Raw genomic sequence first — 13,124 nt, 5'->3', positions numbered from 1 at the left:
AATGCGTTTAACAGAGATTTTAGATAAAGATCAAGATTTAAATAATTTTATTTCAAAAACAAAACAAGTAAAAAATTCACTAATCACTGGCGCTAATGCCGGTGCTTTTAGTCTATTGCTAAAACAGATAACAACTAAATTAGCAGCTCCACTTATTTTAATTGAAGAAAACGAAAGTAAAGCACAAAACTTATATGGTGAACTCAGTGCCATTATGGCAGATGAAACTGTGCAAATTTTTCCAGTAGATACTACAATTGCAACGCAAACGGCAGTTAGTTCGCCTGATGAACTGAGCAGCCGAATTCAGGCACTTAATTTTTTGTTAAGTGGTAAGGCAGGAATAGTGGTAACAACGCCGCAGGGGCTGCAATACAAACTGACCAATCCAACTGATTTTGCGCAGGCAAAGCGGAGTTTTGAGCCAGGTCAAGAATATGAACTAAAAGAACTCAATGAATGGTTGCTTGCTTCAGGGTATCAGCGTGATTCTTTGGTAGCACGGCCAGGCGAATTCGCCATCCGTGGTGATATTTTAGATGTTTATCCACTAGATCGAGAAAATCCCGTGCGAATCGAATTCTTTGGTGACGAAATAGATACAATTAAGGAATTCGATTTAGCTAGTCAACGGAGTCAAAAAGAGTTAGACAAAGTAGAAGTTGCAGCAGCTCAAGATCGAGTTTTTACTAAGGATGCAATTGCGGCAGCGGCTAAGAAAATTGAACAAGATATGGCCAATGCACCAGCTCCCGCTAAAGCTGTCAAGGACCACTTTGCGGCAGTTTTTGATGAATTAAACGATGGCGGTTTACCTAAAAACTATGCTTTCTTAATTGACTATTTGCTTGAAATTTCTAGTAGTTTACTCGAATATTTGCCTAAAAATGGGCAGATTTTATTTGACGATTTGCCTTTAATTAATCAAGCGGTTGAAACAGTTGATAAGCAAAACGCTGCTTTTATTAATGATGAACTAAAAACTGGTGCAATGTTGCCAGGGCAAAGCTTGCGGTCAGATTATACAAAGATTCTGAGCAAAGATAAGCACCATCGCATTTATTTCTCATTGTTTCAACGAAGCATGGGACGACTGCGCTTAGGCCAGATGCTCAATTGGTCAACACGTGAGCCAGAACAATTCTTTAGTCAAATGCCGCTGATTAAGTCAGAATTAGAATCTTATCAAAAGGCGGGGCAAACCGTCATTTTACAGGCTGATAATGAAAAAAGAGCACAGCAAATTGATCAAACAATGGTTGATTTTGGCTTAAATTTACCAATTGTTGGTGCAGACGAAATTGTTGAACAACGGACACAAATTGTAGTTGATGGCTTTGTTAGTGGCTTTAGTTTACCAACAGTTAAATTGGTATATCTAACGGAGCGTGAACTATTTAATAAGCGTCCACAACGTAAAAAAAGAATTAAGACACTGGAGAATGCCCAGCGCTTGCGCAATTATACTGAACTGAAGCCAGGGGATTATGTTGTTCATGTTAACCACGGGATTGGTCGGTTTGAAGGAATCAAGACTTTAGAAAATAATGGTACCAAGCGTGACTATATTACGATTACCTACCAGCATGGTGATCAGCTTTTTGTACCAGCAGATCAATTAAGCTTAGTACAAAAATATGTTGGTTCAGAAGGTAAGACACCACATATTAATAAGCTAGGTGGTAGTGAGTGGGCTAAAACCAAGCGTAAGGTTCAATCTAAAGTTGAAGACATTGCGGATGATTTGATTGAACTTTATGCCAAACGTGAATCAGAAAAAGGCTTTGCTTTTTCACCTGATGATGATCTACAAAAACAATTTGAAGATGCCTTTCCTTATCCAGAAACACCTGATCAATTGCGATCGGTTAAAGAAATTAAGCAAGATATGGAAAGCTCGAAGCCAATGGACCGTCTTTTAGTGGGGGATGTTGGTTTTGGAAAAACTGAGGTAGCCTTACGAGCAGCTTTTAAGGCAATTCAGGATAATAAACAAGTAGCCTTTTTAGTACCCACCACTATTTTGGCGCAACAACACTATGAGACGATTCAAGATCGCTTCAAAGATTTCCCAGTCAATACTGCTATGCTATCTCGTTTTCAAACGCCAGTTGAATCAAAGGAAATTATTGAAGGGCTAAAAAATGGCAAGGTAGATTTGGTTGTTGGGACTCACCGTATTTTGTCTCAAGATGTAAAATTCAAGAATCTAGGATTGTTAATTGTTGACGAGGAGCAGCGGTTTGGCGTTAAGCACAAGGAAAAGTTAAAGCAGTTGAAGGCAAATATTGATGTTTTGACATTAACAGCTACGCCAATACCGCGAACGCTTCATATGTCAATGGTAGGTGTGCGTGATCTCTCAGTAATGGAAACGCCACCTCAAAACAGATACCCTATTCAAACTTATGTGATGGAACAAATTCCTAGTGTAGTAAGGGATGCATGCTTGCGTGAAATGCAACGTGATGGACAGGTCTTTTATTTACATAATCGGATTAGTGATATCGATGAAACTGTCGAAAAACTGCAGGAATTGATGCCACAGGCGCGAATTGCAGCTGCCCATGGTCGAATGAGTCAGAATCAGTTGGAAGATATTCTTTATCGCTTCCTGAATCGCGAGTTTGATATCTTGGTTACGACTACGATTATTGAAACAGGAATTGATATGCCCAATGTCAATACAATGATCATTGAAAATGCTGACCACTATGGTCTAAGTCAGTTGTATCAATTGCGGGGTAGAATTGGCCGTAGTGCTCGTTTGGCTTATGCTTACTTCTTGTATAAGCCAAATAAAGTTTTAACTGAGGTTGGTGAAAAACGGCTTGATGCGATCCGTGACTTCACTGAACTGGGTTCTGGTTTCAAAATAGCAATGCGTGACTTATCAATTCGTGGTGCTGGAAATATGCTGGGTGCACAACAGCACGGCTTTATTGATAGCGTTGGTTATGATTTGTACTCACAAATGCTGGCTGATGCAATTCAAGACCGTAAGGGGAAGACAACAGTCAAAAAGTCAAACGCAGAAATCGACCTTGGACTTGAGGCTTATATTCCAGATTCGTATATCGGTGATCAAGAAGAAAAAATTGAATTTTACAAAAAGATTAAAGCCGTCTCAAGTCAGGAAGAATTAGGTAAAATTGAAGATGAATTAATCGATCGTTTTGGTGACTATCCAACGGCCGTCGAGAATTTATTAGCTGTTGCCGGTCTAAAGGTTGATGCTGACATGGCTCAAGTGCTCAATGTGGTTAAAACTGACGATAAGATTAAAGTGGAATTTACGAACGCAGCTTCACGCGAACTTGAGGGACCTAATATTTTTAAGGCATTGGAGCATGTAAGCTTAAAGGCTCGCATTAGTATGAATCAAGAAAAAAGAATGGTTGTCTTACTATTGTTGCCGGATAAAATGAAGAATCGTGTTTTATTCAATGAACTGGCAACCTTTTTACAGGCAGCAAGCGACATTGTACAAAGGTAACTGTAGGAGAAAAATATGAGGATTGATAAATTTTTAAAAGTTTCACGATTAGTTAAGAGAAGAACCGTAGCTAAAGAAATGGCTGATCAAGGTAGAATCAAAGTCAATGGTCGAGTTGTAAAATCAAGCTACGATGTAAAAATTGATGATATTATTGAAGTAGGTTACGGCGCCAAAACCATCAAGGCTAAGGTGTTAAATATTCGCGAGACCACGAAAAAAGCAGAAGCAAGTGAACTGTACGAGCTAGTTGATTAATGACTTTTGATTAAATCGTTGTTATACTTGACTTAGTATAGTTATTTAGTAATTAGGGGATTAAACAATGAATCATGGTCCACGTATATATAATTCGTTGAGTCCAGAAGAGCAGAGGGCGCGTCTTAGACGTAAACAGGCTAAACTAGAGAAAGAAACACACCGCAAGCGGTTGAACGTAATTATGGCAGTTTTTGCTATCATTTTCGTTGCTTTAGGTGTACAGATTGCAATCAAGATTTCTCAAACTGGACGACTGAATAATCAAGTACAAGCTGAAAAACAGACTTTAACTAAAGTAAAAAATAAGAGAAATGACTTAGAAACTGAAAAGCAGGATTTGAAGGATCCAAATTATGTTGCTAAGCTGATTCGTTATAAATTCTATTATTCTAAATCAAATGAGAAGATTTATAACGTGCATGAAAGAAATGATGATAACTAATGGAAAAGTATCAAGCTGGTAATCGGGTGACTGGTGTAATTAATAACATTACTGACTTGGGCATCTTTGTTACTTTACCTAATTGGCATTCTGGTTTGGTTCATCATAGTGACTTTGGCAATAATTGGCTACGCGAACGTCGTCGTTATCATGTTGGCGATGAAGTGCGCGTGGTTGTGGTGCACATCCATAAAGGGAGATTTAATTTATCGATCACTCGAGTGAATGATCCGGAATTAGTTGACCATGATAATCAATTTTCTAAGACAAAGCCAGCTGATTTTGATCAAGTCCTGAATCAAACAACGCGGGATGCTAAAGAAGAAATTGAAAAGCTAAAGCAAGTATTAACTGAGAATTAAGGGATGGTCCGAAAGGGCCATTTTTTGTTAGAAAAATAATGAAAATTAATGATTTTTTTGAACAACATCAGATTGACTTAAAGGATAAAAGACTATTAGTAGCCGCAAGTGCGGGACCGGATTCCATGGCTTTACTAGATATGCTAGTTAATTTGCAAAAACAACTAAGTTTTACTGTTTTTGCGGCACATTTTGATCATCAATTGCGTGCGGATAGCTCATATGAAGTAGAAGTTTTGCAAAATTATTGTGCTCAAAAGAAGATTTGCCTGTTTAATGGCAAGTGGGATAAACATGATCAGCCCCAAACGGGAATTGAGGCAGCGGCGCGAGAGGCACGATATCATTTTTTGACTAATGTTGCTCATAGCGAGCGAATGAACTATTTATTAACTGCGCATCATGGTGATGATTTGCTAGAAAATATTTTGCTCAAATTTATTCGCTCGGGAAATCCTGAAGAGATGAATAGTTTGCAAGACATCGGCTCTATGCATGGCGTTGTTTTGCTTAGACCACTATTAGCCTATAGTAAGCAAGAATTACTCGAATATGATCAAGAGCGTGAAATTGACTATGTAATAGATTCAACTAATACGGAGGATGAGACTGTTCGAAATCGACTGCGTCATCATGTGGTGCCATTATTAAAAGAGGAGAATCCTAATTTAATTAGTAATGCACTGCGTTTTAGTGAAAAAATGAGTCAATTGACGGATTTGGCGGATGAGCAGTTGAATAGTATGAGAACGGTTGAGCCATTTTTGGGTGCTTGGCGAATTAAAACGGACAACTTAAATGATTTATCTACAGAAGAAAAAAATATTTTTTGGCAAAAGATAATCTGGCAAAAATATCATCGCCGGGTAAATGAAAATTTGGGCAATTTTGAGGTGATTGATTATCAAGGTTATAGTTATTTAGTTGAAAATAAGCCACAGAAAACTGTGCAGCCATTTAGTATCGAACTGAATCAGCAATTTGAATTCAACGGAGCTTATTATTTACTAACTACTGATAGGCAAGCTGATTTGAAAGAAATAGGAAGCTTTTGGCTGGAAAGGGATGCACATTTTACTGCGGGAAGTCTAGTACCTGCTAGCAAATTATTGTTGAAAAATGGTCAACGAGTTAAGGCGAAAAAGAAATTTGCAGAAAAGGCAATTCCCTTTGCCTTGCGCTCTTGCTGCATTTCAATTTATGCTGAAAATGAACCTGTTTTTGTAGAAAAATGTTATCAAAAACAGGACTTTATCACAGATGGTAAACATTATTTCCTATACATTTATTAAGAAGTCTTCAAAATAGGTGAAAATGTTAGTGGTTGCAAGCTAATTTGTGATAGAATTTTAAACGTATAACTTAAAGACTTTGCGGAGGTTTTTTATGAAGAATAACCGGAATCGGCTGCTTTCAAACGGCCTTTTCTATATAGTTGTGTTCCTTCTGCTCCTATGGGGAATCAACTGGGCACTCGGCGGCTCTAACAATAGTGGTAGCTCAGAGAATATCAGTTACTCACAATTTGTTAAAGATTTGCGTCAAGGCAAAGTTAAAAACTTTAGTGTTCAACCTGCTAATGGTGTTTACACTGTTTCAGGTAGTTACAAGACTGCACAAACAACAAAGAATCAATCAAATAATAGTTTTGATTTCTTTAGTAATAATTCAAGTAGAAAAGTTTCGCGCTTCTCTACTACCATGTTACAGAATGATTCTACCGTTTCTAACGTGCAAAACTTGGCACAAAAAAGTAATGCTCGGATGACAACTCAAGGAGAATCACAATCTGGCAATTGGATTTCGACCATTGTCATGCTTGTGCCAACCGTTTTGTTTATCGTCATGCTTTGGATGATGATGAACCAAGGTGGCGCTGGACGTGGTGGTGGCGGCGGAATAATGAATTTCGGTCGTTCACACGTCAAGCCAGAAGATCCTTCTAAGAATAAGGTTCGTTTCTCTGACGTAGCCGGTGAAGAAGAAGAAAAACAAGAATTAGTCGAAGTAGTTGAATTTTTGAAAGATCCATCTAAGTACACTAAGTTGGGTGCAAGAATCCCATCTGGTGTTTTACTTGAGGGTCCTCCTGGTACTGGTAAGACTTTGCTTGCTCGTGCTGTAGCTGGTGAAGCTAACGTGCCATTTTATTCAATCTCAGGTTCAGACTTCGTTGAAATGTTTGTCGGTGTTGGTGCTAGTCGTGTACGTGACCTGTTTAACAATGCCAAGAAAAATGCACCAAGTATTATCTTTATCGATGAAATTGATGCCATTGGTCGTCGTCGTGGCAATGGCACCGGCGGTGGTAATGATGAACGTGAACAGACTTTGAACCAATTATTGGTTGAAATGGATGGTTTTGAAGGCGATGAAGGTGTTATTGTCATTGCTGCTACTAACCGTTCAGACGTCTTAGACCCAGCTTTGCTTCGTCCTGGTCGTTTTGACCGTAAGGTATTGGTAGGTCGTCCTGACGTTCGTGGTCGTGAAGCTATTTTAAAGGTTCACGCTAAGAACAAGCCGCTTGCACCTGATGTTGATTTGAAGGAAGTTGCCCGTCAAACTCCTGGCTTTGTAGGTGCAGATTTGGCTAACGTCTTGAATGAAGCCGCATTAGTTGCTGCTCGTCGTAATGGTACTGAGATTACTGCATCAGATATTGATGAAGCCGAAGACCGTGTGATTGCCGGTCCAGCTAAGAAGGATCGTTTGATTTCTGAAAAAGAAAGAAGACGTGTTGCTTTCCACGAAGCTGGTCACTCAATCTGTGGTTTGGTCTTAAGCGACTCACGTACTGTACGTAAAGTTACTATCGTACCTCGTGGCCGTGCTGGTGGTTATAACATCATGTTGCCTAAAGATGATCAATTCATTTTGACTAAAAAGCAATTATTTGAACAAATTGTTGGTTTGATGGGTGGTCGTGCAGGTGAAGAAGCAACCATTGGTGATAAGTCAACTGGTGCTTCTAACGACTTTGAACAAGCTACTCAAATTGCGCATAGCATGGTAGTTAACTATGGTATGACCGAATCCTTAGGTATGGTTGAGCTTGAAAAGGAAGGCGAAAGCAATCCTTACGGCTTTAAGCCATATAGTGAAGCAACTTCAGCTAAAATTGATGAAGCTGTAAAGAAGATTTTGGATGAAGCTCATGCTAAGGCCCTTGAGATCGTTAAGGACAACAAAGAAAAGCATAGAATCATTGCCGAAGCTTTGCTCAAGTATGAAACCTTGAATGAAAAGCAAATTATGGCCTTGTATAAGACTGGTAAGATGCCTGAAAAAGACGAAGATGAATATCCGAGTGAATCAAAGGCTTCAACTTATGAAGAAGCTAAGGCTGCTGCAGAGAAGCGCGAAGTTGAAAAGGCAGAAAAAAAGGATTCAGATCAAGCATTGGCTGATCAAGAAAAAGATACCTTGGAGACTCCATCTGAAAAGAATCATGAAGTTGAAGAAAATAATCCTGAGAATCCCGAAAAGGATCAATCAGAAAATGAAACTTCAACTCAAGATACTCCTGCAGATGATGAGCATAAAGACAATTAAATAAAAGTAGGGCCTGTCACAGGCTCTATTTTTTTAGAAAAGAAGGATAAAAATGAGTGATTATTTAGTAAAGTCAATTGATAAGACTAAAAACTTACGCTTGTTAACCATTACCGCTAAGGGTGTAGTGAGTGAAGCACAAAAGCGGCATGACTTGTGGTCAGCTTCAGCTGCTGTGCTTGGTCGTACTTTAGTAGGATCTCTTTTACTTGCTGGTGCAGAATTGACAGATAAGGAAGAATTGACAGTCCGTTTATTAGGCAATGGCCCTGTTGGTCCAACCATCGTGACAGCTACCTCCGATTTGAAGGTAAAGGGTTATGTTAAGAATCCACATATTGCTTTACCACCTAAGAAAAATGGTCATATTGATGTGAAAAAGGCTGTTGGACAAGGATGGTTTGAAGTAACTAAGGACCTTGGCTTGAAGGAACCATACACAGGTCAGGTACCAATTGTTTCTGGTGAAATTGCTGAAGATTTTGCTTACTATTTGACTAAGTCAGAACAAATTCCGTCAGCTGTTGGTTTGTCAGTATTTGTTAATCCAAATAATTCAATCGGTGAAGCTGGTGGCTTTATGTTGCAAGCACTTCCTGGTGCTAGTGATGCTTTGATCGATAAAACGATTAAGCGAATTGATGCATTGCCAGCACTCTCAACTTCATTTTTGGATGGAATGACGCCAGAAGACTTAGCACGTAAAATCTTAGGAACCGATTGTAAGATTCTTGAAAAAGATGATGTAGCCTTTAACTGTGATTGTTCTAAAGAAAAGTATGCTGGTATTTTGGAAACTTTGAAGAGCGATCAATTGGAAGCAATGATTAATGAAGATCATGGTGCCGAACTTACTTGCAATTTCTGCGGTAACAAGTATCATTATTCAGAAGATGAATTGAAAGATATTTTAGCTAAAAAGAACAAAGATAAAGATTATTAAGGCAAATAAAGCCCTAAGGTTTTAACCAGCGGGGCTTTTTTGATATCATAATAGGGTAATTTTGAAAGGATGATTTGGTGAATAACAGCTGGAAAATTCGCGATATCACCATTCCAAACCGAGTTGTTGTTGCGCCGATGGCGGGAGTTTCAAACTCTGCATTCCGCGTTGTCTGTAAGGAATTCGGAGCGGGGCTGGTTGTCTGCGAAATGATTTCTGATCATGGGATCATTTATGGAAATAAAAAGACATTAAGTATGATGGATGTTGATCCGCGTGAACACCCAATGAGCATTCAAATCTTTGGCGGAAGCGAGGAAACTTTGCTTCAAGCTGCTCAATATATTGATCAACATACCGATGCGGATATTATTGATATTAATATGGGTTGTCCTGTACCTAAAGTAACAAAGACTGATGCAGGTTCGAAGTGGCTACTTGATTCAAACAAGATTTATCAGATGGTTCACGCAGTAGTGCAGAACGTTAAAAAGCCGGTTTCTGTTAAAATGAGAACAGGCTGGGATAAAAAGCATATTTTTGCTGTAGAAAATGCTTTAGCTGCTCAAGAAGCAGGCGCAAGCATGATTGCGATGCATGGTAGAACACGTAAACAAATGTATCAAGGTGAAGCTGACTGGGAAGTATTACATGATGTTGCCCAGGTGCTAGATGTGCCTTTTGTGGCTAATGGTGATATTAGAACACCCGAATTAGCTAAAAAAGCATTGGATGAGATCGGTTGTACTGCAATAATGGTCGGTCGTGCTGCCTTAGGTAATCCGTGGATTCTGAAGGATATGGTTCACTATCTTGAAACTGGTGAAAAATTACAACCGCAAACTGTTCGCGAGAAGGTTGAAACGGCCAAACACCAGTTACATGCACTCGTTAAGATTCACGGTGAAAAGCGTGCTGTACCAGAATTTCGACAACAAGCTGCATACTATTTAAAGGGAATTCCCCGTTCGGCCCGTACTCGTGCTAAAATAAATGAGGTCTGGACGCGTCAAGAAGTATATGACTTGCTCGATAATTTTGTTGATGAATATGAAAAAAGAGAAGAAGCTCGTGCTGCACGACGCGCGGTAATGAACAAATAATGGAGGAAAGATAAATTGGCAAAGAATGAAATGAACGACCAATTAATAGTCCGTCGCCAAAAGATGGAAGAATTACGTGAAAACGGAATTGAACCATTTGGCCGAAGAAAATTTGATCGTCAAGATTTGGCAAGTACTTTGGAAGAAAAGTATGGCAATGAAGATAAGGAAGAATTAAACGCTGATATGCCTAAGACCAAAATTGCAGGTCGTATGCTTGCAAAACGTGGTAAGGGGAAGGTTGGTTTTGCTGATCTTTATGACCGTACTGGTAAGATTCAAATTTATGTACGTAAGGATATTGTTGGCGAAGATAACTACAAGATCTTTAAGAAATCTGATATTGGTGATTTCTTAGGTATTGAGGGTGAAGTTATGAAGACTGATACTGGAGAGCTTACTATTAGAGCCCTTCACGTAACTTTCTTATCAAAGGCTCTTCGTCCATTACCAGATAAGTACCATGGTTTAAAGGACGTTGAGGCAATTTATCGTCAACGTTACCTTGATTTGATTACCAACCATGATAGTTACATGCGTTTTGTTCACCGTACCCAAATCATTCAAGCTATTCGTGACTACTTAAATGGTCAAAACTTCTTGGAGGTTGAAACTCCAGTACTTCACAACATTCCTGGTGGTGCTGAAGCTCGTCCATTTATTACTCACCACAACGCTTTGGATATTAACCTTTACATGAGAATTGCTTTGGAACTTCCACTTAAGCGTTTGATTGTTGGTGATATGGAACGTGTTTACGAAATCGGCCGTGTATTCAGAAACGAAGGTTTGGACACTCACCACAACCCAGAATTTACTGAACTTGAAAGTTACGCAGCATACTGGGACTACCATGATGTTATGGATGAAGCTGAAGGTATTATCCGTGCTGCAGCTAAGGTTGTTTCAGATGACGGTAAGATCACTTACCAAGGTACTGACATTGACTTAGGCAAGCCATTCCGTCGCGTTCACATGGTTGACTTGATCAAGGAAAAGACTGGCGTTGACTTCTGGAAGCCAATGACTCTTGAAGAAGCAACTAAGATTGCGGAAGACCACGACATCCACGTTGAAAAGTTCTGGAAAGTTGGTCACATTATTAACGCCTTCTTTGAAAAGTACTGTGAAGAAACTATTGTTGACCCAACCTTCGTTTACGGTCACCCAGTAGAAATCTCACCACTTGCTAAGAAGAATGCTGACGATCCAAGATTTACTGATCGTTTCGAAATTTACATCATGGGTGAAGAATACGGTAACGCCTTCTCAGAATTGAACGATCCTGACGACCAACGTGAACGTTTCGAAGCTCAAATGGAAGAACGTGAAGCAGGTAACGACGAAGCTGACATGATCGATGAAGATTACCTTCGTGCTATGGAATACGGTATGCCACCTACAGGTGGTTTGGGTATCGGTATTGACCGTTTGGTAATGCTTTTGACTGATGCTCCAGCTATTCGTGATGTTCTTTTGTTCCCAACAATGCGTCCAGAACGTGTTGAAAGCGTAGAAGCTGAAGTTAAGGCTGATATGGAAAAGAAGAATAAAGAAAACAAGTAATATCAAATTTTGATATAAAAATAAATCTCATATCTGTGTTTTGAAACATGGGTATGAGATTTTTTGTTTATTCAAGGACTATTGACATAAAGGTGCTTTGGCTATAAACTGCAAATGATTTTATTTTTGGAGGGATAGATTTATGAAATTAAAAAAGATTGGATCTCTGTTTTTAGCGTTATTCTTTTTTAGTTTAGTGGCTATAGGATTAACTACTAATCAAGCAGTTAAAGCAGATGATGATGAAGATTATCATGCTTCATCTGAACAATTGATAAATAAATTTTTTAATGAGCGTGAATTGTTAAAAAACGGAGCTCGTGCAGAAATTTTAGATGAGTCACAACCTGGGACTTGGTATGAACATACATTTATTATTTACAATGATCAATATCATGATTTTGATCATATGCCTTACGGTACTTATACAATTGCAAATGAAATGTATGTAAAGAATTGGAAAAAGCCAAGTGACCAAAACCAAAGATTGACTTTCTATTCGACTATTAATAATCCTAGAACGGATGCGGCAATTCGAGATAATATTCAAGGCTCCGTTGACATTCCGGCTGGTAAAGACAGCGGATATAGTTTCTGGGTTATTAAGGTTCGTTGTGATAAAGATGGATTAAAAGTTTTATCTCACAAAGATTATGATCACGATCCAGCTTCACCATATTCAGTAAAGCAAGTTAAGAATATTTTCTTAAAGAATTTAACTTTAAAGTCAGCTAAAAAGTCTGCTTTTGTAGGTAATAAACCTAAATTTAAATTTAGCAATATTTCTTTTGTTAACCCTAATATTATTAATGAAGGACGTGGTACTAATTGGAATCGTTCAATGCTTTCACATAAGGGCAAGCTTCCAGTTCACGATTATGATTTTAAAGCACATGTAAGAGTCAATAATTTTAAGCCAAGTAAAAGGAACAGAAATTATGATCTAGTAGACAAAGATGGCGATACCATCGCTGAAATTCATGTGCCTAAGAATTCTAAGAGCGGTACCGGTAATATTAAGTTGGACTTAGAGCTGACCTTTGATAGTTACTATTTTGAAGCTAAGTAATTCAACTTTTTCTCAAAAAGTATTTGCAAAGTAGGTAATCTTTGATATAATACTTTTTGTATTGCGGAAGTAGTTCAGTGGTAGAACATCACCTTGCCATGGTGGGGGTCGCGGGTTCGAATCCCGTCTTCCGCTCCAAGATGAAGAGCTCACGAATGTGAGCTTTTTTTGTGCCTAAAATAAATTTATCTTTTTTGATAAAAAGGTCTTGCAAAGAAAAATGTATTTGCTATAATAATACCTGTTGTCGCGGAAGTAGTTCAGTGGTAGAACATCACCTTGCCATGGTGGGGGTCGCGGGTTCGAATCCCGTCTTCCGCTCCAAGA

General features: G+C 38.7%; 10 protein-coding genes and 2 tRNA genes. All 12 read left to right on the top strand.

Annotated elements, in window-relative coordinates; genetic code table 11:
- Position 1: 1 nt before the first annotated feature.
- Positions 2-3,496 carry a transcription-repair coupling factor gene (gene mfd, locus CP352_RS09255; protein WP_089145580.1) on the top strand — a complete coding sequence of 1,165 codons (3,495 nt, stop codon included), beginning with the start codon at positions 2-4 and terminating at the stop codon, positions 3,494-3,496.
- Between the two features lie 15 nt (positions 3,497-3,511).
- A complete protein-coding gene (locus CP352_RS09250; RefSeq protein ID WP_005721105.1) occupies positions 3,512-3,754 on the top strand; it encodes an RNA-binding S4 domain-containing protein in 243 nt (80 codons plus the stop codon).
- Between the two features lie 67 nt (positions 3,755-3,821).
- Positions 3,822-4,199: a septum formation initiator family protein gene (locus tag CP352_RS09245; protein ID WP_005721106.1), complete on the top strand. Its 378-nt coding sequence runs from the start codon at positions 3,822-3,824 to the stop codon at positions 4,197-4,199.
- On the top strand, positions 4,199-4,561 hold the full coding sequence (locus tag CP352_RS09240) for a S1 RNA-binding domain-containing protein (RefSeq protein ID WP_089145581.1): 363 nt from the start codon (positions 4,199-4,201) through the stop codon (positions 4,559-4,561). Before CP352_RS09245 ends, CP352_RS09240 begins: the two co-directional genes overlap by 1 nt.
- Positions 4,562-4,599: 38 nt before the next feature.
- Positions 4,600-5,853, top strand: a complete 1,254-nt coding sequence (gene tilS / locus CP352_RS09235) for a tRNA lysidine(34) synthetase TilS (protein ID WP_061204421.1) — start codon at positions 4,600-4,602, stop codon at positions 5,851-5,853.
- A 94-nt stretch (positions 5,854-5,947) separates the two neighbouring features.
- Positions 5,948-8,116, top strand: a complete 2,169-nt coding sequence (gene ftsH, locus CP352_RS09230) for an ATP-dependent zinc metalloprotease FtsH (protein ID WP_005721112.1) — start codon at positions 5,948-5,950, stop codon at positions 8,114-8,116.
- Between the two features lie 52 nt (positions 8,117-8,168).
- The gene (gene hslO, locus CP352_RS09225; RefSeq protein ID WP_054832657.1) at positions 8,169-9,059 is read left to right on the top strand and encodes an Hsp33 family molecular chaperone HslO; all 891 of its coding nucleotides are present in this window, start codon (positions 8,169-8,171) and stop codon (positions 9,057-9,059) included.
- A 77-nt stretch (positions 9,060-9,136) separates the two neighbouring features.
- The gene (dusB, locus tag CP352_RS09220; RefSeq protein ID WP_179210812.1) at positions 9,137-10,162 is read left to right on the top strand and encodes a tRNA dihydrouridine synthase DusB; all 1,026 of its coding nucleotides are present in this window, start codon (positions 9,137-9,139) and stop codon (positions 10,160-10,162) included.
- Positions 10,163-10,177: 15 nt separating this feature from the next.
- Positions 10,178-11,728 (top strand): lysine--tRNA ligase, encoded by a 1,551-nt coding sequence (gene lysS, locus CP352_RS09215; RefSeq protein ID WP_054832658.1) that lies wholly within the window; start codon positions 10,178-10,180, stop codon positions 11,726-11,728.
- Positions 11,729-11,870: 142 nt separating this feature from the next.
- Positions 11,871-12,797, top strand: a complete 927-nt coding sequence (locus CP352_RS09210; RefSeq protein WP_089145583.1) for a hypothetical protein — start codon at positions 11,871-11,873, stop codon at positions 12,795-12,797.
- Between the two features lie 63 nt (positions 12,798-12,860).
- Positions 12,861-12,935, top strand: a tRNA-Gly gene (locus tag CP352_RS09205).
- 111 nt (positions 12,936-13,046) lie between these two features.
- Positions 13,047-13,121: transfer RNA gene (locus CP352_RS09200), tRNA-Gly, on the top strand.
- Positions 13,122-13,124: the final 3 nt, after the last annotated feature.

It is taken from the genome of Lactobacillus sp. UMNPBX1 (assembly GCF_002554085.1).
Taxonomy (GTDB): domain Bacteria; phylum Bacillota; class Bacilli; order Lactobacillales; family Lactobacillaceae; genus Lactobacillus; species Lactobacillus crispatus.
This window is presented reverse-complemented; position numbering and strand designations above follow the sequence as displayed.

What these genes read in the sequence shown, in the direction of transcription:
- tilS (WP_061204421.1), top strand. Translation starts at nt 4,600, where the DNA reads ATGAAAATTAATGATTTTTTTGAACAACATCAGATTGACTTAAAGGAT.
- CP352_RS09210 (WP_089145583.1), top strand. Translation starts at nt 11,871, where the DNA reads ATGAAATTAAAAAAGATTGGATCTCTGTTTTTAGCGTTATTCTTTTTT.
- CP352_RS09245 (WP_005721106.1), top strand. Translation starts at nt 3,822, where the DNA reads ATGAATCATGGTCCACGTATATATAATTCGTTGAGTCCAGAAGAGCAG.
- CP352_RS09240 (WP_089145581.1), top strand. Translation starts at nt 4,199, where the DNA reads ATGGAAAAGTATCAAGCTGGTAATCGGGTGACTGGTGTAATTAATAAC.
- ftsH (WP_005721112.1), top strand. Translation starts at nt 5,948, where the DNA reads ATGAAGAATAACCGGAATCGGCTGCTTTCAAACGGCCTTTTCTATATA.
- mfd (WP_089145580.1), top strand. Translation starts at nt 2, where the DNA reads ATGCGTTTAACAGAGATTTTAGATAAAGATCAAGATTTAAATAATTTT.
- hslO (WP_054832657.1), top strand. Translation starts at nt 8,169, where the DNA reads ATGAGTGATTATTTAGTAAAGTCAATTGATAAGACTAAAAACTTACGC.
- CP352_RS09250 (WP_005721105.1), top strand. Translation starts at nt 3,512, where the DNA reads ATGAGGATTGATAAATTTTTAAAAGTTTCACGATTAGTTAAGAGAAGA.